General features: G+C 40.5%; 22 protein-coding genes and 1 pseudogene. 8 read left to right on the top strand and 15 right to left on the bottom strand.

All coding sequences use genetic code 11. The features are described 5' to 3' along the window. Positions 1-682 precede the first annotated feature (682 nt). Positions 683-1,945, bottom strand: coding sequence for a methionine adenosyltransferase (gene metK, locus I8752_RS34930; protein WP_214436723.1), 1,263 nt, complete (start codon positions 1,943-1,945; stop codon positions 683-685). A gap of 300 nt (positions 1,946-2,245) precedes the next feature. Further along, entirely contained in the window at positions 2,246-3,250 is a 1,005-nt protein-coding gene (locus I8752_RS34935; RefSeq protein WP_214436724.1) for a phosphoribulokinase, read from the bottom strand. Between the two features lie 1,323 nt (positions 3,251-4,573). On the opposite strand from I8752_RS34935, the gene petH reads away from it, so the two are divergent. The 3 genes from petH (at position 4,574) to I8752_RS34950 (ending at position 8,593) form a co-directional block, all read left to right on the top strand. After that, positions 4,574-5,851 (top strand): ferredoxin--NADP reductase, encoded by a 1,278-nt coding sequence (gene petH, locus I8752_RS34940; protein WP_214436725.1) that lies wholly within the window; start codon positions 4,574-4,576, stop codon positions 5,849-5,851. Positions 5,852-6,146: 295 nt separating this feature from the next. After that, positions 6,147-7,439, top strand: coding sequence for a homoserine dehydrogenase (locus I8752_RS34945; RefSeq protein ID WP_214436726.1), 1,293 nt, complete (start codon positions 6,147-6,149; stop codon positions 7,437-7,439). 77 nt (positions 7,440-7,516) lie between these two features. Then, on the top strand, positions 7,517-8,593 hold the full coding sequence (locus I8752_RS34950) for an S-layer homology domain-containing protein (RefSeq protein WP_214436727.1): 1,077 nt from the start codon (positions 7,517-7,519) through the stop codon (positions 8,591-8,593). A gap of 301 nt (positions 8,594-8,894) precedes the next feature. Here the strand turns inward: I8752_RS34950 and I8752_RS34955 are convergent, their stop codons facing one another. The 3 genes from I8752_RS34955 to I8752_RS34965 form a co-directional block, all read right to left on the bottom strand. Further along, entirely contained in the window at positions 8,895-9,323 is a 429-nt protein-coding gene (locus tag I8752_RS34955) for a CAAD domain-containing protein (protein WP_214436728.1), read from the bottom strand. 819 nt (positions 9,324-10,142) lie between these two features. Further along, positions 10,143-10,604 carry a pentapeptide repeat-containing protein gene (locus I8752_RS34960; protein ID WP_214436729.1) on the bottom strand — a complete coding sequence of 154 codons (462 nt, stop codon included), beginning with the start codon at positions 10,602-10,604 and terminating at the stop codon, positions 10,143-10,145. A gap of 312 nt (positions 10,605-10,916) precedes the next feature. Continuing rightward, positions 10,917-11,780 carry an alpha/beta fold hydrolase gene (locus I8752_RS34965; RefSeq protein WP_214436730.1) on the bottom strand — a complete coding sequence of 288 codons (864 nt, stop codon included), beginning with the start codon at positions 11,778-11,780 and terminating at the stop codon, positions 10,917-10,919. Positions 11,781-11,993: 213 nt separating this feature from the next. On the opposite strand from I8752_RS34965, the gene I8752_RS34970 reads away from it, so the two are divergent. After that, positions 11,994-13,145 (top strand): glycoside hydrolase family 10 protein, encoded by a 1,152-nt coding sequence (locus I8752_RS34970; protein ID WP_214436731.1) that lies wholly within the window; start codon positions 11,994-11,996, stop codon positions 13,143-13,145. Positions 13,146-13,186: 41 nt separating this feature from the next. Here I8752_RS34970 and I8752_RS34975 read toward each other — a convergent pair whose 3' ends face one another. Beyond that, the gene (locus I8752_RS34975) at positions 13,187-13,417 is read right to left on the bottom strand and encodes a helix-turn-helix domain-containing protein (protein WP_318780936.1); all 231 of its coding nucleotides are present in this window, start codon (positions 13,415-13,417) and stop codon (positions 13,187-13,189) included. A 555-nt stretch (positions 13,418-13,972) separates the two neighbouring features. Here I8752_RS34975 and I8752_RS34980 point away from each other — a divergent pair. Both I8752_RS34980 and I8752_RS34985 read left to right on the top strand, forming a co-directional pair. Next, entirely contained in the window at positions 13,973-14,398 is a 426-nt protein-coding gene (locus I8752_RS34980; RefSeq protein WP_214436733.1) for a DUF2358 domain-containing protein, read from the top strand. Positions 14,399-14,694: 296 nt separating this feature from the next. Beyond that, a complete protein-coding gene (locus tag I8752_RS34985) occupies positions 14,695-14,910 on the top strand; it encodes a hypothetical protein (protein ID WP_318780937.1) in 216 nt (71 codons plus the stop codon). Between the two features lie 72 nt (positions 14,911-14,982). Here I8752_RS34985 and I8752_RS34990 read toward each other — a convergent pair. After that, positions 14,983-15,225, bottom strand: a pseudogene (locus I8752_RS34990) (DUF1830 domain-containing protein); the annotation flags it as partial. 609 nt (positions 15,226-15,834) lie between these two features. Here I8752_RS34990 and I8752_RS34995 point away from each other — a divergent pair. Next, complete coding sequence (locus I8752_RS34995; RefSeq protein WP_214436736.1) at positions 15,835-16,017, top strand: helix-turn-helix domain-containing protein; 183 nt, start codon at positions 15,835-15,837, stop codon at positions 16,015-16,017. 81 nt (positions 16,018-16,098) lie between these two features. On the opposite strand, the gene I8752_RS35000 is transcribed toward I8752_RS34995, so the two are convergent. Both I8752_RS35000 and I8752_RS35005 read right to left on the bottom strand, forming a co-directional pair. Beyond that, a complete protein-coding gene (locus I8752_RS35000; protein ID WP_214436737.1) occupies positions 16,099-17,016 on the bottom strand; it encodes a methyltransferase domain-containing protein in 918 nt (305 codons plus the stop codon). Positions 17,017-17,354: 338 nt separating this feature from the next. Then, positions 17,355-18,269: an ion channel gene (locus I8752_RS35005; RefSeq protein ID WP_214436738.1), complete on the bottom strand. Its 915-nt coding sequence runs from the start codon at positions 18,267-18,269 to the stop codon at positions 17,355-17,357. 110 nt (positions 18,270-18,379) lie between these two features. On the opposite strand from I8752_RS35005, the gene I8752_RS35010 reads away from it, so the two are divergent. Next, a complete protein-coding gene (locus tag I8752_RS35010) occupies positions 18,380-19,561 on the top strand; it encodes an MFS transporter (protein WP_214436739.1) in 1,182 nt (393 codons plus the stop codon). A gap of 483 nt (positions 19,562-20,044) precedes the next feature. Here I8752_RS35010 and I8752_RS35015 read toward each other — a convergent pair whose 3' ends face one another. From I8752_RS35015 to I8752_RS35040, 6 genes are all read right to left on the bottom strand, one after another. After that, positions 20,045-20,950: a YsnF/AvaK domain-containing protein gene (locus I8752_RS35015; protein WP_225896107.1), complete on the bottom strand. Its 906-nt coding sequence runs from the start codon at positions 20,948-20,950 to the stop codon at positions 20,045-20,047. A gap of 150 nt (positions 20,951-21,100) precedes the next feature. Beyond that, positions 21,101-22,042 (bottom strand): DUF2382 domain-containing protein, encoded by a 942-nt coding sequence (locus tag I8752_RS35020; RefSeq protein WP_214436740.1) that lies wholly within the window; start codon positions 22,040-22,042, stop codon positions 21,101-21,103. 264 nt (positions 22,043-22,306) lie between these two features. Beyond that, positions 22,307-23,146: a DUF2382 domain-containing protein gene (locus I8752_RS35025; protein WP_214436741.1), complete on the bottom strand. Its 840-nt coding sequence runs from the start codon at positions 23,144-23,146 to the stop codon at positions 22,307-22,309. A gap of 310 nt (positions 23,147-23,456) precedes the next feature. Beyond that, positions 23,457-23,696, bottom strand: coding sequence for a hypothetical protein (locus I8752_RS35030; protein ID WP_214436742.1), 240 nt, complete (start codon positions 23,694-23,696; stop codon positions 23,457-23,459). A gap of 33 nt (positions 23,697-23,729) precedes the next feature. Continuing rightward, a complete protein-coding gene (locus I8752_RS35035) occupies positions 23,730-23,894 on the bottom strand; it encodes a hypothetical protein (protein WP_214436743.1) in 165 nt (54 codons plus the stop codon). Between the two features lie 109 nt (positions 23,895-24,003). Beyond that, a partial coding sequence (locus tag I8752_RS35040; protein ID WP_449757754.1) for an IS110 family transposase occupies positions 24,004-24,757 on the bottom strand: 754 nt, incomplete at its 5' end.

Raw genomic sequence — 24,757 nt, forward strand, 5'->3', positions numbered from 1 at the left:
TTGAGTAGTTTTGATATGAATATTTACACGGTGATTTTGGTAGTTTTGAGGATAAATATCTTTTTAGGAGCCGATCCTTCTCACCACCGTTTTTGATACTTAGTTAATCGCGGTAATATTATATCGACTATACTACTGCCTTACCTGACCCTTACCGTTCTCTATGAGAAGCAAATGTAGGTCTGATAAAAACGCTTGACAGCTAAGGTTAAGCTACAAAGAGCGCTGACAACTATTGATTTTCCCCAAAAAACATTCAAGTAGCTGCTCCTGATAGATCGGCTCATATCATGACCGATTTTAACATCCATTTGTCTAATTGTAGAAAAACTTTCAACTTTAGAAAAACAGCTTATGTTTATAAGTCAGCAAACTTGGAAAATCTTTACTCCAACAAAATGATGCCGGATTATTTGCATAGTATATTAACTTACTCTGTCTCTTATATATCCTGTTAAAACTAAATTATTTGTAGGTATACTGACTGCTAAATGTATCTAAATAAAAGACACAATAGCTGAATGTTTAGATTACAAATAGAGATAAAAAATCTCTACCTTGTAGTTGCTATAGCAGCATAAAGGCAGAGAGAGTTTGCTGTTTAATACACAAGTTGTATTTAAAGATAATAAGGGATTGGAGTTAGCAGTTAAAGCCTTGACTCGCTCGCTTATCCCTTACTCTAAGCGATCGCAGCTGAAAAAGACTGATTTAGCGCCTGTTTCAACAAGTCTGCCTTATCGGTACGTTCCCATGGCAAATCTAGATCGTTGCGCCCAAAATGACCGTAAGCCGCGACGTCCTGATAAAAACGTCCGCCTCGTTCATTTGGCAAGTTGCGTAAGTTAAAGCTATGGATAATTCCTGCTGGACGTAATTCAAAGTTCTTTTTGACTAATTCCAGCAAGAGTTCGTCATCTACTTTGCCTGTACCAAAGGTTTCTACCAAAATGCTTGTTGGTCGCGCTACGCCGATAGCATATGATAGCTGGATTTCAACTTTGGCTGCTAACCCTGCGGCGACAATATTTTTTGCCACATAGCGAGCAGCATAAGCAGCAGAACGGTCTACTTTGGTAGGATCTTTGCCAGAAAAAGCACCGCCGCCATGCCGTGAATAGCCACCGTAGGTATCAACTATGATCTTCCGTCCTGTGAGACCAGAGTCTCCCTGCGGCCCACCAACAACAAATTTACCTGTGGGGTTGACTAAAAAGCGTGTTTCCTGAGTCGGCTTAACATCAATGTCGCTAAAAACAGGTAGAACTACTGTTTTCCACAGGTCTTCTTTAATCTTGGCTTGTACCGCTGCCTCATCTGTGATTTCCCCAATCTTGGCTGTGTGTTGGGTAGAAATCAGGATAGTATCAATACCTACAGGCCGTCCATCTTCGTAGACCACAGTTACTTGTGTTTTGCCATCGGGGCGCAGGTATGGCAATTCACCTGTTTTGCGGACTGCTGCCAATCGACGAGCAAAGCGGTGGGCAAGACAGATGGGCAAGGGCATTAGTTCTGGGGTTTCGTTGCAGGCAAAACCAAACATAATACCTTGATCGCCCGCGCCAATTTTGTCGAATAGTTCATCGCTATCCTGTTGGCGAGTTTCTTGAGCGGTGTTAACTCCTTGGGCAATATCAGGTGATTGTTCGTCTAAGGCGACAATTACACTGGTACTGTTAGCAGAAAAGCCATTATCAGCATCAACATAGCCAATTTCGGCAATTTTCTTGCGAGCGATATTGACATAATTGACGTTAGCTTTAGTAGTAATTTCACCTGTGATTAGCACTAAGCCCGTATTAACTACGACTTCTGCTGCCACACGGCTACTGGGGTCTTGTGTCAGTAAAGTATCCAGAATCGTATCAGAAATCTGATCGCAGATTTTATCTGGATGACCTTCGGTCACTGATTCCGAGGTAAATAAATAACGACGAGACAAAGAAAATTCCTCCTTTATTGAGAATTTTCGCTGACTAAATATTTGGTATTTAGCCCAATACGGTTAAATTAACTAAACCGTATTGATATTTAGCCTAGCTAATAATTTTGGGAATCATAATAATATTGACACATTCAGTAGTTAGTGTCTTATGAGATTTTGACAAACCACTAAATGCCCTTAAGTATCTTTTGAAGCAATAATATTTACTCTTTATAATTTGAATGAATTAAAAAATGACTCACAAAAAAAGGGAGCGCCCGAAAGCACCCCCAAAGCTTTGACACAAACACTGCTGCTTTACACCCGAACTGCTAGTTTTGCTTCCTTTGCTGTTAAACGCTCATAAGCTGCGCGCATTTTTAATCCTGTAAGCACTTGGAACAAACCAGTACCATTGTTAGAACCTGGATACTCACGGTGTTGGAGTAACAAGTGAGTCAACTCACCTTCATATTTAGTAGATGTATTACTGAGATGGGTTTCGATATAAATTACTTCTTCTAGGTTATCAAATTGACCATCTACCTCTAATACGGAAACGTAACGACCGTAATAAACATCCGAACCGTAGTAAAGTTGCATACCAGGGTAAGAACAGGTCAGTTTGCGTCCGCAGGGAGTCCAAGTAATTGTCGATCCTTCATCGAAGAGGTAAGCTGGCTCAAAGCCTTCTTTGCCTTCTTGTTGAAGCATCCGTACCCGTAGAACTTTGCGCTCAGTATCGTTTTTGATCAAGTTTGTGGGCAATACCTGAAGAACCACGTCAGCAAATTCTCTTTGTGGTTCGATAAACTTTTCAAAGTCAGGTTTGCGGGAATTAATTTGCGCTAGAACGTCTTCGTAGCGATGACCCCTTTCTGCCATATCGCGCTGGATTTTCCAAGCAATTTTGACTTCATCGCTGATGTCAAAATAAACGCTGAAGTCGATTAGCGATCGCATCCGCTCATCATATAAAGGATGCAGCCCTTCCACAACTATAATGTGATTCGGCTCGATCCTTTCTGGGGGATCGATCGCGCCGGTTTCGTGGTTGTAAATCGGCTTATCAATCGCTTGACCTTCTTTGAGCGCTTTAATTTGCTCGTACATTAAGTCAAAATTATTGGCTCTGGGGTCAAGCGCAGTTATCCCTGTTTCTTTGCGCTGTTTGCGATCTAGAGAATGATAGTCATCCAAACAGATAACTGTCATTAATTCTTCACCAAACAAATCTATTAAACGACGCAAAAACGTAGATTTACCGCACCCGGAGTCTCCGGCTACTCCAATTAGTACCACGCGTTCCGGCTTACTTGTCATAAATTTCCTCTAGATACTAAATGTGTCAATCAATAATTTTTCACACAGCAGATTCTGAAGCCAAGAGTTTACCCCGTTGGTTTATCCGGCGTTCTCGCTACCCAGCAGCGCTACAATATATCAGACGGGCATACAACTAAGTTTTAGTTGTGACTCGTCTGACTAGCTCTAATTCGCTACTGGTGAGTATTTAATCCTAGTGATATATACAATTTTAACAGAATGGGGTATTCCATAACAAGATTTGCTATCAGGAAGAATCCTGTGGTTTACCGATCGTTCTGATGATTTATTGATTTTAAAATACTTGTCATCATTACCCACAGTTAGCGCGGTCACGTCGTCATTTGTTTGTATCTCGATTAGTCGAGTCTATCAGGTATATTTCTCTTGGCAGTAAAATTTGACAGTTGCTGAATTTGAATTTGCCCTCTGACAAAGCTTGAGAAATTCCCAGCCAAAATCTATCCCAAGAATGAGCGAGTAGGTTATTTAACAAAATCCTGGGCGGTAAGTTTCCCCAAATGCTCAAATGCGATCGCGAGCATTAAGCTAATCATTATTACTCAGATTATATATTTGCGTCCTTGATTGCCCGTGTGTTTCTGGCAATCTAAATTATGTAACTGAAACGCACATTATTAGATTCAGCACGTTTGTGAGTCAATAACCTAATAAGTTTGATCAGGTCTTACTGATAGAGGTTGACAGATGTTTCACATCACGTAAAACTTATTATAGTTGCTTATATCATATCTTTCTCTGTCATTAATGTTTTGCTGCTGTATCTGTCCTCTGTTATGGAATTAGCCACAACAGAAAAACAAACAGAGTCAAAAACGTTAGCGGGAGAGGTATACACTTAGGAAAGTTAAACCAATTTAGAAGAAATCTTCCGCAATTGGTTGCACCTAATGTCAAACCCAAAAAGCGGAGTATGGCAGCAGATTGTCAAGGCAAAATGAGTTATGGCTTGTGCCAATCAAACTAGCCTGCTAATTTCATATGTCATAGTATCTATGCCTTTTGGGTAGTAAAATGCTATCTCCCTAATCAGGGTATAGTTTGGGAAAAAAGATTAAATTGACTCATTATTAACATTCTCCAAAAGACTTATCCTTTACCTTAGAAGGTGAACAGGTGTGTTTTTTGCTATGCCTGCTGTCTTTGGTGAGTGTACTTAGCAAGGCATTATCTTACCTATGCCGCTTTCCCAAAGCGCCAGTTTCGGTAACTCAAAATCCGATAAACTTAAAACTGGCGCGTAATGAGAATAGTTTTTTTTTGAGAAACGGTTAAGTAAATATCGGAGTGGTAGAACGAATGTACAATCAAGGTGCTGTTGAGGGTGCTGCCAATATAGAATCAGGTAGCCGCGTCTTCGTTTACGAAGTGGTGGGTCTGCGTCAGAACGAAGAAACCGATCAAACTAACTACCCAATTCGTAATAGTGGCAGTGTGTTCATCAGAGTGCCTTACAACCGCATGAATCAAGAAATGCGACGTATCACTCGCCTAGGCGGCAAAATTGTTAGCATACAACCATTGAGCGCAATAGAACAACTCAATGGCAGAGCCTCATTTACAAGTGGGAAAACTGCTAACGATAAGGGGAATGGTAAAGCCACACCTGCGAATGCTAACGCTGAAGAACAGCCCAACAATAAGGACAAAAAAGGCAACACCATGACTCAAGCGAAAGCCAAACACGCTGATGTTCCTGTCAACACCTACCGTCCCAATGCTCCGTTTATTGGTAAGGTGATTTCTAATGAACCATTGGTGAAGGAAGGCGGGATTGGTATTGTTCAGCACGTCAAGTTTGACCTGACTGGTAGCAATTTGAAGTATATAGAAGGTCAAAGCATTGGCATTATCCCGCCAGGTGTAGATAAAAACGGTAAGCCAGAAAAACTCAGACTCTACTCAATTGCCTCGACTCGTCATGGTGATGATGTAGATGACAAAACAATATCGCTGTGCGTCCGTCAGTTGGAGTATAAGCACCCAGAAACAGGTGAAACAGTCTACGGTGTTTGTTCCACTCATATATGTTTCCTTAAACCTGGGGAAGAAGTAAAAATCACTGGCCCGGTGGGTAAGGAAATGTTATTACCCGATGACCCCGATGCCAAAGTAATCATGATGGCAACTGGAACAGGCATTGCGCCTATGCGGGCTTACCTGTGGCGGCAGTTTAAAGATAAGGAAAGAGCAGCTAACCCAGAATATCAATTTAAAGGATTTTCTTGGTTAATATTTGGCGTTCCCACAACTCCAAACATCTTATATAAGGAAGAACTGGAAGAAATCCAACAGAAATATCCTGACAATTTCCGCCTCACTTACGCCATTAGCCGGGAACAGAAAAATCCTGAAGGTGGCAGAATGTACATCCAAGACCGCGTAGCAGAACACGCTGATGAATTGTGGCAGTTGATTAAAGAAGAAAAAACCCACACATACATCTGCGGTTTGCGAGGTATGGAAGATGGCATTGATGCTGCTTTAACAGCTGCTGCTGCCAAGGAAGGAGTAACCTGGAGTGATTACCAGAAACAGATCAAGAAAGCTGGTCGTTGGCACGTAGAAACATACTAATAAAGTGCTGAGTCCTAAGTGCTGAGTGCTGAGTTATGAATGAGTAGGGTGGGTATTGCTCGCCCTACTCTGTTTTATATAAATAGTTGAGAAAAGAGTCTGCTGTTAAAGTACTCAGTACTCCTAACTTCATCAGCACTCAAGAGGCACTGCTTAACCTACAATTGTTTTGTTATAAATTTAGATTGTAAATAGCTGAGTAAAGAGTTCTCAGTTCTGATATGAGAGTACTAAGTACTTCTAACTTCTCAGCACTCAGCACTCAGAACTCAGCACTGAAATTGGGTGCAAGTTTGTGGGTGTAAAGCTGGGAATACTTGGATTAGGAACTGTAGGAACGGGTACGGTGCAGTTACTGCAAGACTTAGTTGGTCGTCACCCGTTATTACAGGAAATAGAGATATATCGGGTGGGAGTACGATCGCTCTCTAAACCCCGTGCGGTAGAATTGCCAGAGGGGATAATTACCACAGATTTAGAGGCAATTGTCAATGACCCTACGGTAGATATAGTAGTTGAAGTTATGGGGGGATTGGAACCAGCGCGATCGCTTATCCTGAAAGCCCTGAGTCATGGCAAGCATGTAGTTACCGCCAATAAAGCAGCGATCGCTCGTTTTGGGGCAGAAATTTTTACAGCTGCCAATCAAGCCGGAGTATATGTGATGCTAGAAGCCGCTGTTGGCGGTGGCATTCCTGTAATTCAACCTTTAAAGCAGTCGTTAAGTGTTAATCAAATTAACGCCGTTACTGGCATTGTTAACGGTACGACTAACTACATCCTGACGCGGATGCAAACAGAAGGTAGTAACTTCGACGATGTTTTAGCTGATGCCCAAAAGTTGGGCTACGCCGAAGCCGACCCCACCGCTGATGTTGATGGCTTAGATGCAGCAGATAAAATCGCCATCCTGGCATCATTGGGTTTTGGTGGGCGCATTCATCTGGAAGATGTTTACTGTGAAGGAATTCGGCAAGTTAGTAAAACAGATATTGCCTACGCCGAAAAATTAGGATTCGCGATCAAATTATTGGCGATCGCTAAAAGAACTTTTTCATCTCCTTCATCTCCTCTTTCCGTTCGCGTCCATCCCACTTTAGTACCCAAAGCACACCCTTTAGCTAGCATTAACGGAGTTTATAACGCCATTCTTGTAGAAGGGGAACCCATCGGACAAGTGATGTTTTTTGGCCCCGGTGCTGGTGCTGGTGCAACTGCTAGTGCCGTATCTGCGGATATCTTAAATCTCGTCGCTACCCTCAAAACCAGTACAACTAATCCGAATCCTTTATTAGCGTGTAGACATCAAGATTACTGTGAAATTGCTCCAATTGCGGAACTCGTGACGCGATTTTATGCTCGGTTCCTCACCAAAGATCGACCTGGAGTTATCGGTAAACTAGGTACTTGCTTTGGCAATTTTGGTGTCAGCTTAGAGTCAATCGTCCAAACTGGCTTTCAGGAAGAACTAGCAGAGATTGTTGTTGTCACTTACGATGTGCAAGAAGGAAACTTTCGGCAAGCCCTTGCAGAAATTCGCAATCTAGAGGCAATAGACAGTATTCCTAGCATACTGCGGGTATTGTGAAACAATTGAAATAGTTATGAGTTTATGAATTACAAACTCCTAACTCCTAACTCCTAACTTTTAACTGGGTAATTACGATGACAAATAGACCTCCTTTCGATCCAGAGTCATCTGAGAAATCTGCCCTTGGCTTCGATGAATTTATCGGAATTTTCGTTGCTTTCACTACCATTGGTGGAATTCTATTTTGGTCATTTTCCCATAAGGATCGTGGCTGGAACTTTAATGGAGTACTGTCACCTTTACCGACTCCATCTGCTAGCGTTCAACCTAATAACCTACCATCACCATCACTGACTCCTCAGTTGGAACCGAACAAGGATTCTAACTTCAACACTGTGCCATCGTCGCCAAATGATGTTGTTGAACCTAGTATTACCCCAGCCCCAATTGACCCGGTAACTCCTACCCCCAGACTTCCATTTAGTAAAGTGCCTCCCATCGAGTCAACAAGCACACAGGAGCCTACTTATCTAGCTAAAAACTTTGAGTCGTCAATTCAATCATCACCTTTACCTTTAGTCTCGCCTACCGAACAGAAGTCAACTATTCCCCCACCAATTGCATTTAACGATGTGTCTACTGACTTTTGGGCAGGTCGTTTTATAAACGTTCTTTCTTCTCGTGGGATTATTAAAGGCTTTCCAGATTATTCTTTTCGACCCAATCAGCCTGTTAACCGTGCCGAATTTGCTGCTATACTCCAACGAGCTTTTGAAAAAGAAGGTAATAACTCCACCATATCTTTTAAAGATGTGTCAGCAAACTTCTGGGCAATACCAGCTATTAACCAAGCTATTAATAGTGGATTTTTAAAAGGTTATCCGAACAAAGTCTTTAAACCAGAACAGAAAATTTCGCACGTACAAGTGTTGGTTGCTCTTGTTAGCGGCTTGAATCTCAAAGAACCAGCTGCTCCTTCTCAAGTTTTAAGTATTTACGAAGATGCTAAAGATATTCCTAAATATGCCACTGGTAAGATAGCAACTGCCACAGCCAATGGTCTTGTAATTAACTATCCCAATCCCAAAGTTTTTGCTCCCAATAAAGAAGCTACCCGTGCTGAAGTAGCTGCAATGGTTCATCAAGCTTTAGTGCAAACTGGAAAAGTAGATAAAATTTCGTCTGAAAATATTGTGCAACTGCCTCAGTGAAGCATAAAAAGAATTATTTTGCCTTTTGACAACTAAAAACTTATACCTATTTGAAAAAATAATACAACACATGGGCAAACCCCTCCCCAGCCCTCCCCTTACCAAGGAGAGAGTACCCGATAGGGCGGGTAGGGCGATCTGTTGCAAACATTTTTTGAATTTGTATTACCCTTTTTTTGCGATAAATTTTAAGCATTTAAAAAAGCCTGAGCGGTGGCTTTCACTGCTCAAGCTTCTGTAATTTTAAACCGAAGTATTACGCCCGTAGGTTAGTTTTTTGGACGATAGCATCGGTAAAATATTAAACTTCTTTGCCGACGACTTGTGATTTGAGAGTTGTAATTTCGTCAGTCAACTCTCGTCTCGTTGAAGCTTTCAGTAAATAACGGTAAACAAACCAAGCAGAGTAACCAATACCAATCAACTCGAAGGTAGGTGCGACTAAAGGAATATCATTCAAAGCATCTAATATCGCCAAGAGTACTCTAACCGCAACAAGTGCTCCTAGAATTAAACCAACGCTAACCAATGGTTGCTTGTACCGATTGAACAAGCTTCCTACATATTCGGGTAATGTCGCTAAAAAGCTGGAAATTTGTTCTCCATATTTTAGCCATTCCTCTTGAGACTGTGCAGGAGGTTGGAGTTTGGTAATAGTTCCTGTTTGGCTATTGATATCTGGCACTGTTGTCTCTTTAGATGTGGTTTCTGTGAATTCCGGTTCTTGCATTTTCACTTCCAATAAATTTGACAGTTGGGTTTTTCTAATCTGGACAATGACAACCAAAGGGCTGCTGATCGGGTAATACACTCGTGCATTACCACAACTGGATTTAGAGCATAAAAGGGTTAATGTCAACCATAATTGCTCTATAACCTCCGTTGCATCAACTACAAGGTAGACAGTCAGTAGGAGGATAGAAGTCAGAAAGTGGCAGGATTGGTTATAACCAGCTTTCTGAGTTCTATTTTTATGAATCAACTGAATCCTCAGGTTGTAATTATCTGATGCCGTGTCAGTTGTTCATAACCGTACTCATTAAAGTACAAATCATGCAAAAATCAGACCACTTCTCATTTATATAAGGATAAATGCCGAATTTATCTGATATTAAAGCTATCTTAAGCCGCGTTCGTCAATTGAGCTATTTGTTCTTGATATTAAACCGTAATAAAAGTTTTCACGTATTAATTTAGACTAGACATAATGATTGCTTTATGATATACGTCTCAAACTAGTGCAGCGTGGCGGACAAGCTTCGCCTAAGGCAAAGGGTAAAGGAATTAAACAAGTTCTTCCCCTTTCCCTTTAAACTTTTCCCTATACCAAAGGCTTTGATTGTATTTCATAGAAGTTCTGAAATAATCAGAAAAGGCTTGAGGAGATAATCAAAAAGATTAGTAGTTCTCCCCTAGCCTCTTAGTAAAGCTAAACTGTTACACCTAAAAAATAGCACATCGACTCAACTAGACCGCTAGCTATTGACAGTGAGCAGTTATCAGTCATTAGTCATCAGTTAACATTAATGCTAATTAAAGGTGCTTTATGTTAGTCCCAATCAGGAATAACTTCACCCGCACCTTCTCCACCGACACCGATTCCAGTGTGATAGATTTCAGCATCAGTGATATTCATATTGTTCATTGATGCCCCATACACATTAGAGTCAACAATTTGAGCGCGAGTAAAATTTACTCCGTTGAGATTCGCTTTTTTGAAATTGACGTTGGTGACTAAGGCTTGGGTTAAGTTAGCCTCTTTCAAATTAGCATTGGTAAAATCTGCACCTTCGAGGTTAGCTCCAGAAAGGTTAGCACCTTGGAGATTTGCTCCTCGTAAATCAGCGCCAATTAAATGAGCGCCACTGAGGTTCACGCCTGATAGATTACACCCAGTGCATTCCCCAGTTGAAGATAGTTTTTGTAAGTCTTGTGAATTCCCAGCATTGACCGCGCTAATGAAAAAGAGGGGAGTTGCTAAGGCTAAAGCCCCGAATAGCTTGAGTTTCATAAAGTTGTCCCCTTTGTAATTAAATTGCATCCGTTCTTTCCCACACGCTCCTATTATCTCATTAAGTTGCTTGAGGGTGTTAATTTAACTCACCAACTATTTGTGTTGGGAAATATTTTGGTGCGGATGCCAGAAATATTAGTGGTTATAGGTTTTGGCTATTTATGAGCGTTATCATCTGCAAAAATACCACGATAAAACAAGTGTTAAATCTTGTTAAGAAACTACATTATTCAGAATAGTTTTGTCATGAGATTTTAACCATTATTATTCTGTTATCAAATAATACTTGATAGGTTTGATATTAGTAATCTAGATTACTAAGAATTCCTTGATATACTGATTAACTTTTTCGGGCTGTTCTTGCTGCACCCAGTGACCGCAATGGGGAATATACCTAATTTTTAGGTTTCTGACATAGGCTGTGGTGTCGTAGGTGAGTTCCTTACCAAGTGCAGTATCGTTTTCTCCCCAAATCATCAGTGTTGGCACATCTAAAATACCCCATTTTTTATTGGGCATAAATTGCGATAAACTGTTGCGGTAATAGTTCAACATTGCAGCGATCGCACCGCGTTTTGCCGCAGCATCTTTATAAGCATCTAGGTCTGCTTGAGTAAAAGCATTTTTATTAAAGGCTGTACCTTGAATAGTCCGTTCAATTAATTGAAAATCAGCAGATTGTAAAAGTAATTCTGGTAGTAAAGGCAGTTGAAACAAGAAGATGTACCAGCTGCGGAGTAACTGTTGGGGAGTAGATAAGCCTTGAACAAACTTGGCTGGGTGAGGTAGATTGAGTACGATTAATCGCTCTACCATTTCCGGATGAGCATAGGCAAAAAACCAAGCGATCGCTCCTCCCCAATCATGTCCAACTAAAATACATTTGTCGTATCCTAATCCTTTAATTACTCCCTCGATATCTTTAACAAATTCATCCATGACATAAGCAGATTGTTCTTTTGGTTTATCGCTATCGTTATAGCCGCGCAAATCAAGAGCAACTACTTGGAAATACTTGGCAAATTCTGGGATTTGATGCCGCCAAGAATACCAAAACTCTGGAAACCCATGTAACATGACCATCAAGGGGCCTGCGCCTTGGGTAACATAGTGTAGTTTCACTCCATTAGTAGTGATATATTCGTGTTTCCAAGAATTTTGTGTTACAGACATATGTTGTATTTATTTCTGGTAGAACTTTACTGTTGTTTAAATTATGTTGAGGTTAACTATCAAAACATCTGTTAAAAGACAGTTGTCGTCTGGTAACTCACCCTTGGGTAGATGTTGTCGTCAAGTCAGGAAACTCTCATAAAAGTATTTATAGAGTATTGGGAAACTCTTCACTATTTCTTTCCCAGTCCCCAGTCCCCTAACAGATAAACCATGAACATAAAAGAAATACGTGGTATCTGGTTGACCACTACCGACAGTAAAGTTCTCCGGTCAAAGCAACGTATTGCCGAGGCGATGGATTTCCTCGCCGAAACAGGATTTAACGTGGTGTTTCCTGTGGTTTGGAACAAGGGAGTCACTCTGTATCCCAGCCAGACAATGCAACAAATTTTTGGGGTCGAAATAGACCCCATGTCCGTTGGACGCGATCCTTTAGCAGAAGTAATTACAGAAGCGCGGCGGGTTGGCTTAAAAGTCATCCCTTGGTTTGAGTACGGTTTTGCCAGTTCCTACAATTTGAATGGTGGCGTAATTTTACAGAAAAAACCAGAATGGGCAGCCCTTGACTGCAATGGTAATCTACTGAAGAAAAATGGTTTCGAGTGGATGAATGCCCTTGACCCCCAGGTGCAAGAATTTCTGTTGAACTTGGTGCTGGAAGTAGTAAATAATTATGATGTTGATGGCATTCAAGGAGACGATCGCTTTCCTGCTTTACCTTGTGAAGGTGGCTACGATCGAGGAACTATCGCCCGCTATCACCAACAGTTTCATCAAAATCCGCCACAGAACCCCAAAGATCGGCAATGGCTACAGTGGCGTGCAAATATTCTCATAGACTACTGGGCGCGTCTGTACAGTGAAGTCAAAGCAGTTAATTCTGAATTATTGGTGTCGGTGGCTCCTAATATTTATGAATGGGCATTGCAAGAATATCTACAAGACTCACCCACATGGCTGAAACAGGGAATAGTCGATATTATCCACCCACAGATTTATCGCCGTGAGTTTAATAGTTACACAGCGATCGCCGATAAATTAGTCAATCAGCAGTTTACAGATGCGACTTTGCCAAGGTTAGCGCCAGGAATTTTAATGAAGCTTGGCACTTACTGTATGAGTCCAGAATATCTAGTGCAGGCAATTGAATATAATCGCCAGCTAGGCATTCAAGGTGAAGTATTCTTTTTTTACGAGGGTTTGCGAGAGAATAACAACGCTCTAGCTAAGGTACTGCGAAATGGCCCTTATGCTCAGTCTGCCTCTTTTCCTACTTTGTCTGATTTGAGTGTTGCCAGGGCAAGTAACAAGAGAACATCTTCTATTTGGCAAGGCGTAGAGAGGTTTTTTAGAAATCTTTAGCTATGAATGCAACAAGCCTTATTGCTCAGATCGCCTATCAGCTATTTTTCTTTAGAATCAGGCTTATCCTCTTCATAAACTAATAAGTCTCCAGGCTGACACTTGAGTGCTTTACAAAGTGCATTCAACGTCGATTCGTCAATTCTGGTGAAGTGGCGACGAACTTTTAGCCTCGAAATCGATCTAGCATTCATTCCAGTTAAAACAGCCAGTTCTTTGTTACTAATATTGCGTTCAGCCATTATGACTGCTAATTTCCATCGAATCACCACAAAAACGCTCAGTTAATATCCGTGATGTAGCAAGGCAGATGCTAACACTTTGTTTTAGCAATTATGATTTATTAGACTGTTACAGTCTTTTATTAGACCGGAGCGGTTGTAAATATTTTCGATTCACAATATATTAGGTATGTACAGATAACAAAGCGATCGCTCCCTCGCCTGGAAAACTTGAGAGCGTAGACGCTTTGCGGCTTGTCGCCAGACATCGCGCGTTCATCAACTAAAAATTAGGTGATACATACCATGATAAAGACCTATGCCCGTTGTAAACGCAACAGAAGCATAAAAATCTTGCTTTATTTACTCAGGACTCAGAACTCAGCACTCAGCACTCTAAAGATAGCGTTAACAGTATTGTTCGCAACTTGCATGTTCTCGGTTTTGCTGAGGTAGGCGAATGGACTCCACCGTTACCGTCGCCTGTGAATGGAGAAGTCATTAGAATTTTGACTCGTTACATGAATACGAGCGATTAAATCTTGAGTGCGTAGACGCGAAAAGTCTACGCAAACGTTGTAAAATTCTTTCTAAAGAACTAGGCGTATGGAATCTCAATTGCAAGTAGATCGGGTAATTCAAACTCTCAACCAAGATTTACCGACACTTTTTGAGAAAGATATCTCTTACGACATCTACACGCAAGATATCTACTTTCAAGACCCGGTAAACAAATTCAAGTGGAAATTTAACTATCGCATCATATTTTGGACATTACGATTTCATGCTGGGCTATTCTTTAGCCAAATTTACTTTGATGTGCATGAAATCTATCAGTCAGCCGAAGATACGATTTTAGCAAAGTGGACAGTTCGCGGAGTATTGCGCGTTCCGTGGAAAGCAAAGGTGTTTTTCAATGGCTATTCCACGTATAAACTCAACCAAAATAATTTGATCTACAAGCATATCGACACCTGGGATCGCAAACCAAGTGAAATTGTACGGCAATTCTTTCACAAAGGCAGAAATTAGGTGAGAGATTTCATAGATATTCAGTAGCTAGCGACTCTATGAAAATTTAGAGACACAAATGATGATGTATATGTAAGCAGATAAAGACTGACTATGCCAGTATCTTTAGAAATATTTATTGTGGTCATATATTATACATTTTATCAAAGACTGTGTAGATTACTATCTAATAAGTTAAGTTTTGCTTATTTTAGGATTTTTTGAGATTTTATCTCTTAAGATTTTCTTTAGATTGTTTGATGCTCCACTATGATAAGGGGCAACAACGATGAGCAGTTGCAATGAGGGTATGTACCGTGAAAGCTTCAGCATTACGTCATCTCTGGTTTTTAATTGAGGAAACCCAGACTAGCACTCTTCTGGGATTCAGCGATGCGGAACTGATCCAGCAATTATTAAGACAAGTTGAACAAGATAAGCTACTAACTGGTGAAGAAAGTAACACGATGCAAGCTTACATTCGTTCCAGAGTCCCATTAATTCGCGACTTGGCTCAGGCACGTATGGCTTAGGATGATTTGTATCTATTTTGCCGATGCAACTAAAAGGCGAGGTTTGACTAAGAACTGCTCGTCTACATCACAGTTAACTTGCAGGCGTTCACAAGGAATCCGATCTGATAGTATAGCACTAGCCATTACATAGGTATGGAATTCCATGTGCGCCTCTTGTGGTGCTTCAAAATAAAGACGTTGTCCTGGAAATACAACGCGCTCAAAGTACCAACCAGGAATATTAGAGATTCGAGTAATCTGAATTTGATTAGTTACGTTAACGTAGCAGCAAAGAATATAGGTAGAACTGTCAGCAAGTAAAGAATTAAGCATTTTCAATAAACTAGATTAAATCCTAATAACGCAACTAGGAAAAATTGAGCAGTTAGCAGTTTTGATTGCCTGACTAATAGCCTTTTATGTATCTAAAATTTTTTACTAAATAACAGCAGACAATAAACGCAACTATATAGCAAAGTTCTGAGTCACCGAAGTTTGCCCGGAGGGAAACCCTCCTCGCAACTTCTCGCTGAGTATAAATGCAGTTGTTTGGTAGCTTTGAGGAATCAATACTGTCTTAACCTATGCTTCGATTGCTATATGTAACAGTTACGAATTTACCAGTTAACTATTAAGTTATGTAAATAATTATTACACTTTTTTAAGATATTGAAAATATCTTAATTATTTTTTAGAACCTGCTATCATTTAGATGAAAATCTAATTAGATTTGCATTTAATTAGAATGCGGTTTTCTCCAAAGCAGTAATGGTGCTGTACTGGTTAGGTTCTCAACACCCTTTCCCATAGCGCAGGGAAGTAAAGATTGCTTATCCAAAAAGTATCGCTAGTTCTGCATTTGTGCGATCGCGATTTTTTGTAGTAGTTGATTTACATTTCGCCATGTTGTACCGCTCATCAACTAGACACAGAAGACAGAATATGCTCAAACCAGGCATTTCACTCGTACAAGCAGCCAGGTTTTTGGGTGTAGACCAAAGTAGTTTGTATATGGCTTTGCAAAAGGGACAAATCCCGACTCGAAGACAAAATGGACGAACTGTAGTTACCTCAGGGGCATTAATGGAATATCAAGCTAGAAAACGGGCTAATTTTCAACATTAGTGTAATTTCTAGCGGAATGTAAAGCGATGAGGAAGATGAGGAGACTAGGGAAATAACTAATCCCCAGCCCCCTTATCCTCATCATTGCCAATCCAAAATAACTTGCGTCCAGCGTTTGGCGATCGCCAATTCATTCGCCGCAGGTCTGTATTGTGTATTTTGTGGATAGACTCGAATCCGCATACCCTGAAGAGAAGAACGACCAAACCGCGTCAAGTTATATAACTTTAATCGCAATTGCAGCGGTAAAGGTAATAACAACATGGTTCCAACTTGAATAAGTAGTTTCTTAAGGCGAAAAGAGATATTTTTCTGAGCCTTTTGCACTTCTTGAGGTTCGGCAAAAGCACCACGGAGTTTCATGAAACCGCAATTGCTAGTTGAGACACTAACTAAATAGCCATCAGCTAACTCAAAAGCGATAGTGATTTGGATATCGTCTTTGAGAGTTAAGGGTAAAACAAGCCTTCCTTGGGGTTTTAATTGTTCTTGCCAAGCGATCGCAATATCCCATGCTGCTACCGTGAGGATAATGCGATCGTATGGTGCGGCGCTAGGATAACCAAACCCTCCATCAGCGCAGATAACTTTTACTTGCTCAAAGCCAGCCTTTTCTAAATGCATTTGCGCGTCTTGGACAATATCTTCATCAATATCAATTGCAATTACTTGGCCGCTTTCACCAACAATATGGGCCATGAGTGCAGCATTATAACCAGTTCCCGCACCGATTTCCAAAACGCGATCGCCCGGTTGCAAATCGAGTTGTTCTAACATAATTGCCATCACAGCTGGCTGTGACGAAGAACTTACAGGCTTACCATCTAAATATTTAGTGACAATAGCATCATCTTTATAAACCTTTTCTAGTGGTACATCCGGCAAAAAAAGGTGGCGTGGTACAGCACGAAAAGCAGCTTCTACACGCGGAGTCCGGATTAGTCCCTCCTGTTTTAGCCGTTCGACCAACGCTTGATGCAATGCAGAGATGTTGCTCATGAATTATTTAGCGATATAGCTGGGGACTGGGGACTGGTGACTAGGTACTGGTGACTGGGTGAAAAGTCTTTTTATGTCTAGGTTCGAGCGTCTGTTAATGTCCTAATACTACTGGCGACGGCGATACTAGGTAAAAAGCTGAATAATACAGTATTTTTTCGAGAACAGGAGGGCTAGCAAAGCATGACTTGGATATAACGTGTATTTCGCGATCGCTACAGACGTTACTCAATCCACGAGGTTTTTTGCAAACGATAAATTCATCACTGATTTTGTGGTTGAACTGTGAAGCAGGTATAACAATTCAGTTGGAGCCTACAGACTGAAGTTAATTTACTTCAATCTAGAGGTAAGACATCGTGAAAGTCTTTATAGTCAATGTAGCGATCGCCATTGGGTTTATGATGTATGATATCGACAAACCGATTGTTCCACAAAATATCATGAGTACCATAACTGTGACGGGCGTTAACAACTTGTGCAACCGTTTCATCAATGCCACTTAAAGAAACCATAAGTATAGTATGAGTCTCGATTAGCAACTCTGGTGTCACTCCATAGAGAGGACTGGACTCATCAATTACATGCATTGCTAACCAAGTTAGTGCAAAGCCAGGTGTCTGGTTTCTCAATAGTTTGAGTTCGTGGAACCGACGGATAAAATGCCCTTCTGCGCTCACTTCATCGCGCATCAAATACACCCGCATTTGTGCTTCTAGAATTGTGTTGCGTCGTTGATTAGCAGTGCGAAACATCAGAGTCGGTACTCCCTCATGTGGTGTAATTACTGCAACACGGCTAAACATTACACGGGCAGTCGGTCGAGAAAAACGAGCAAATGCTAATCCTGTCATCACCGCAATTCCCATCAAACCCACCATCGCTTCTATGGTGACAATAGTATTGGCGTAAATAGTTTTAGGATACATCGCACCATAGCCAATAGATGCCAAAGTTTGCACGCTGAAGAAAAAGAAATCTAAAAAAGAACCAGGTTCCGCATTGGCAATACAATCGCCTCCTACCAAATAAGCTAAGGCAAATACAGTATTAATAGCTACATAAAAAATAAATATCATCCCCAAAAAACCGCTCCAGGGAATTGTCAGCAGCAGATGGTAGGGATCGCGCCAGTAGGAATACCATGCACCCAAGCCCACAATCTCGAAATGTCCATTTTGGACTTTAATGTGAATGCATGGCATTAGACGCTTTCGTTGCTTCCGTGAAAGTCGCTTCAGTCGAATTTTCATTGGGAGTAGCCAAAGGAACGGCGAGTAGTTAGTATGACTAGAGTTCAAAAGTTGCTGGCTTTAGTTACAGAACTGTCAACAAGTTACAACCTGCTGGTTAAATATCGCAAATGAATCGAAATTTTTGGATTATAGCTTTAATTGCCTTTATTAATTCCCTCAGTTTTACAATTTTAATTCCCATTATCTATCTTTATGGCAAACGATTTGGACTGAGCGATTTCCAGACTAGTTTGTTGTTTTCGATTTATTCCATAGCTCAGTTTTTCGCCACTCCTGTCATCGGCAAACTTTCGGATCGCTTTGGACGTAAGCCTTTACTGATTATTAGTTTGGCTGGGACTGTCATCGCTAATTTACTCGCTGGAACTGCGACAACAGCAATTGTTTTGTTTCTAGCTCGCTTTTTAGATGGCATCACTGGAGGCAATGCTTCTGTTGCTCAAGCAATGATTTCAGATGTCACCAGTCCTGAAAACCGCGCTCAGGGATTTGGCATTTTTGGAGCTGGCTTAAGTCTAGGCTTCGTGTTAGGGCCAGCTACAAGCTTGTTGGCACAGCAGATATCTTTGGGTGCTGCGTTTTTAGTTTCGAGTACAGTCGCACTCGTCGCTCTTCTAATTACAATCTTTTTTGTCCCAGAACCTCTACAAACAAGAGCTGAGAAAGCACACAATATTTTTGATCTCGGTTTAGGTAATTTAATTAGAGGTTTGTTTATGCCAAAAGTGGGCGTACTTCTAATTATCAACTTTTTCATCGGAACTACTTTCACAATTTTTACCTATGCCTTTCAACCCTACTTTCTGAATGTGTTGGGTCAAAATAATCGGTCTTTAACAACGATGTTTCTCTTATTTGGTGTGCTAGGTGCGATTATGCAGACTTGGGGAGTCTCAATCCTGAAACGTAAATTTAGTGTAGTTAATATATTGTTTTTAGCGTTATTTATCCGCAGTTTGTCATTTGTGCTGATGCCAGTGTTGCCTATAGTAATTTATTTCGTGGCTGTCAGCATATTATTTTCACTGTTTAATTCTCTAGTGCAACCCGCGATCAACACGCTAATTTCTCTTAACGCTAAACCACAAGACCAAGGTACTGCAATGGGTTTGAATGCATCGTATTTAAGTATTGCCAATGGTGTTGGCCCCGTAATAGCAGGAATGTTAATTCATCAATCAAATCCTCAAACTTATGGCTATCCATTATATTTAGCTGGAATCCTGACTTTTCTTGTATTATTTTTGGCAATTTTTACTCGCCAAAGGTACATACCAAAAGTTGTATAAAGGTAAACTTAATTATACAAAATCAGTCATATCAACCTTGGTATCTAGCTTTTGGTTCGTCAAGTACGAAAGAAAGGACTCCGACTGTCTCCAGAGCCTCAACAAATACCTTCTTCCACTGAACCGTATTGATGCATGAGGTACTATAAATTAGTATAGTTAAGAACAAGACTTGTTCAAACCAGATTAAGTTAATGTATTTTAGTATACTATTCACCAATCTATAACAACGAAAATCTATGCATGAAATGAAGCCTTGGACTACTAGTTTGGTAGTCATAATATCTGTGATTGCAACTTCAATAGGTGCTTACAATTTGGAATGGTTTTTAAATACTGCCTGTTTAATAGATACTATGCCTACTATAAGCAAAAATTGTAAGCGGTAGTTATAACTAGGGTTTATCTACCTGATTTGAGTAAATAGCAAAAAAGTAGTGTAGATAAATCTACACTACTAAGTTTAAGTTACCTGCTCAAAGTTTAGATTTCCGGCTTGGATTGTTGTCCTTGAGAACACCTATCGAACCATTCCTGATATTTTTTCTGGGTTGACTCGTCTGTAACGGTAATTGCTATTTTCACCTGCTGACATCCATGATTGCGTTCTAAGGCGATCGCATTTAAAAGTAAACTAGCTATTTTAGGAGAGCTAAAGTTACCTGTTACGGTTAAACCATTATCAAAACTAGTGACTTGGGGTATTTCTCCTTCGGTTAACTCGATACCAGAAATTTCTCCTTCCTCTAAATCAATCTCTGCAAGTTGTCTGTGTTCTGGACTAACTTGTTCTACAATTAGTTTTTCTCGTCGGACAGGAACTTGTATCATCCGAGTTTCAATTTCTTTACGAACAATTACCTCGCCAATTTTGCGTTTTTTATTGTCAATTACTAGTCGTTCTTCGAGTAAACGAATAATCTTTTCTTCTTCAGCTTTTGATAAATTGGCTGGTTCTAATTGGCCATTTATTATTTGATGGTTACCTGCTTGCTCAGTTAAATTCTCCGCCATTTTTTCGTCACCTGGGGTTTCTCTTCCTAAATGTTCGGGCATATACTCTATTTGCACTCGATCCATGTCTAAAAAAACAGATTTAGTTTTATCGTCAATTTTTTGGATTTTTTGACTTCTTAAAGTGAAGAATCTGTGTTTATCTAAATATTGTTCCTCTGTTTGTAGATTTTGGTCATTTATTTGCCGTTCTATTAAGAAGTTAATCTGACGATTAGCATCTAAAATTAAATCTTTAACTTTGCCGACAATTTGACCTTGACTATCGATGACAGTGAAATATTTTACTCTTTTTTTCAGTATTTCTAGTAAGTTCCGAATACTATTTTTCTGGCTGTGTCTATCGAATTTATCCGCCATTGATTGGCTATTCATAAACAAGATTTAAGAAATACATTTAAAAAACTAATTATATTATTTATCATAATTTAGCAACTATAAGTACAGGTAAAGCTAATTTATAAAAAAGCTTTACCTGTACTATGTCTACTTAGTTATTAGCTAATCACTAATTAACTCTGTCGATTAGCGCTCTTCAACTGGCAGTCCTGGAGCGTTGACATCTAATTCTTCACGGCGTATAGTTTCTTGAGCCTCTACCGTGTCATGCTCTACAACTTTTTTAACTCTGACTTCTTCACGCAAAACAGCTTCTTTGCGAATATCAGGAGTTTCTTCGTGAAGTTCTACGCGAGCAACTTCGCCTTCACGGAAGTCAGCTTCGCCAGGTGCAACAGCTCTACCGGCATCTGCGGGAGTTACGCGTTCAATCACAACGCGTTCTCTTTCTACAGGCACTGCTACCCTTGCCGTTTCAGTTTCTACATGCTTGCCGATTGTAACTTCTCCAGTTTTGATGCGTCGCTTGTTCGCAATTAGCCGTTCTTCGTACAATCTTAAGGTTTGATGATTTTGCTCGTTTAACCCAAACAAAGAATCATCGCGGTCGTAATTATAGGTGTCGCGGTCGTAAGTCGGAGTATTCGCTGTTGTATAGCTTGTATCTAAGGTTGCATCTAAAGGTGTAGGTGTATCCACAATTGCTGGAGTTCCTAGACCAACTGGTGTATCTATAACTGGCGAAGTTCCTAAACCAGTGGTTTGGTAGCTGGGATTGCGATAGATTCCACGTACTCTTTCTTCATAATCGTAATCGAGCGCGTTACGTTCGTCGAACTCAGGTAAATCTTCTGCTTGTTCCCTTGTCAGACCAACAGCATAGATGCGATCGCTGTTATAGTCAATGCGAGAACGACCAACAGGTAGTAATACTTTTTTGCCAAAAATCCAGAAACCTAAGTCAACAACCAGATAACGAAAATGGCCTTCTTCGTCTACTAAGACATCGCTGACCATGCCTATCTTTTCGTTAGTTCCTTCTGTATATACACCTAATCCTTTGACATCATTACCTTGAAAAGTGTCTTTGTAATCAGGATCGAAATCTTCTAATTTATAAAGAGCCATTAAATTTTACCTCAGTAGTTTCATACCTTCTTCTTATTAATTAGAATACAAATTTATCCCTGAACTTTCCTCCTTCTCTCGACTGAATTGTTTCAGTATAAGGTTATCAAAAGAAATAGGTATTCTCTTTTATACTCTAGATATCAGGTTTCACATTTTGGTAAATATAATTAATAGCAATGCCAAAAGTACAGGCAGAGTACATATGTATCTCTGCCTGTACTATTTTTTAAAATATATCTTCACAAATTCCTTAACTAGCTCTTAAACAACTCCATGTCTAGTTGTACTAGTTTCATCCACATGCAATTCGCCCGCAGTATTAATATCTAACTCTTCTCGACGAATTGTATCTTGCGTTTCTACTGTGTCTCTATCTACTACTTTCTTAACTCGGACTTCTTCGCGCACAAACGCTTCTTTATAAATTTCGGGCGTTTCTTCGTATACTTCTATACGTGCTACTTGCCCTTCTTGAAACTTAGCTTCGTTTGGATCTACAACTGTTGCTGCTGTAGGCTGAACTCGCTCAATTACAACACGTTCTTTTTCAACAGGTACTGAAACCCTTGCGATTTCGGTTTCGACATGTTTGCTAACTGCTACTTCTCCAGTTTTGATTCGATGTTTGTGAGCAATCAAACGTTCTTCGTAAAGTCTTAGCGTTTGGTGATATTGCTCGTTCAAATCGTATAAAGCTGGTTCTTTTTGGTAACTGTATGTCTCGCGATCGTAAATTAGATTACTTGTTGAAGAACGAAACACACTGCGTACCTTTTCTTCAAAATTTTCATCCACAGGGATGTTTTCTCCATATTCAGGTAAATGTTCTATTTGCTGTTTACTTAATCCGTCAACATAGACACGTTTTGCTGGATAGTTGATACGTGAAAGGCCAATTGGGAGTAATATTTTTTTACTCAGAGAATCTACGCTTGTGTCAATAACTAGATATCGAAAACGACCATCCTGGTCAACTAAAGCGTCAGCAACTGAGCCAACCCTCACTCCACCTTCGGTATGAACATCTAAAGCTTTTACATCATCACCACCAAATCTTTCTCGATAGTTTGGGTAAAATTGTTCCAGTTTGTAGAGAGGCATATGTTTTAAGTTCTTGAGGATATCTATACCATCAGCCTAAAAAGTACTATCTGGTGTTTCCTCCTGCTGGCGACTGAATTTATTAAGTGCTGAGTCAGTTGTCAGTTGTCAGTGGTCAGTGGTCAGTTGTTATTCTCCCTCATCCCCCTCATCTCCCCCCCTGCTCTCTTCTACCTCTGCCCCTCTGCTCCTCTCCCTCTACTCCCTACTTCACTCTAGTAAGTTACTGGGGACTGGGGAATAGCGAATAGGGATTAAGATAAAGTTACCCCTGATAAATGCAAAGGTTTACCTTCCGCCTCTGTCAGGGTTATAAACTTTCTAAAATCGTATCTACGCGATGCTGAAAATCAGCAATCGCATCGTCATAAGTGGGCGGTAACGTTTCTTCATCTTCATATCCCACACGTAAACAAACTTTACCGTTACGGCGAACCGTGTACTTATATCCCAAAATGCGAGAACGCCAATCACCTCTGGCTAATCTAGATTTATCTGATTCGCACACTGCATGAATACTTGCCCAGAATCCTTTGTATTTGTAGCTCATACAGCTATTTAGTCAAAATTCCCTTTTTGTCTCTTAATATTCGTCATCTAAATCACTTACTACTATTTCTACTGTCTTTCCTACATCGTCAAACTGGAAAGATTCAATCTCTAGGTACTCATATCCAGTAGTACAAATAGTTACTTCCATCTCTAAAGGAAATGATTCTAATTTTTTGATTAAGTCCTCAACTGTCATAATTCCTTTAACGTCTCACTACTCAATTAAAATTTTGAGGGTCAAATTTTAACTCACTGAATTGAGTTAAAACCCCACTTTAATTAAGTGGGGTAAGTGCGTCTCTTATTTACGATCGCGCCAAAGCGATCGCTTTGGTTAATTCCCGAAACAGCATATTGGCAACCTTGGAACTGAGTTTAGACTGTAAGTGCTTGCCGTTAAGTAGCTGCTTACCAGAAGCGTCAACATTTTTTTTGAGTTCGGCTTTGTACAAAGCAATCTCCTCACCGATAGGGTTATTGGGTAAGCGTTTGTCAATCTCGATTTTCGTGATCGTATATTGCCAAAAGTTCATTCTGCACAGTGCCGAACCGCTACCTTTTTCCACCAGCTTGTCGCCGGATTGCTCTAGCACAGTGCCCATACCTAACCTGAGCTTGAAAGCATCTCTTGAACGGTTGCGTTTCACTCGTTTGACATCGCCAGGGAGAAACTTCACCACAGCTTTACCATTTTCGCGGGTGACTTCCTTCTTCTTCACCTCCCGGACTTCTCGCTCAATCAGCGGTTTGCCATCGACTAAGAAGGCCTCAAACGGGTAAATGCGACTCAAGAGGCGTGCGCGAATCCTCAGCCCAAATTTGAATAAATCAAAAACTTGGTTGTACTTAGCAAACTGATCGTCGTTGACCAACGACTTGAGAACAGCCTCAAGTCGTTGCTCCTCCAAGGCGATATCGCACAGCCAATAGGCGTGCAGCCGCACGAATGGATCTATGGAAAATCCAAATTGTACTGCTGCGGATTGTTGGTATTGCCTAGTCAATGATTTATAACTTGCTGGGTGTACTTCTAATTCGCGCTGCGCTAACCATCCCCAC

The sequence above is a fragment of the Dendronalium phyllosphericum CENA369 genome (assembly GCF_016056275.1).
Classification (GTDB): Bacteria; Cyanobacteriota; Cyanobacteriia; order Cyanobacteriales; family Nostocaceae; genus Dendronalium; species Dendronalium phyllosphericum.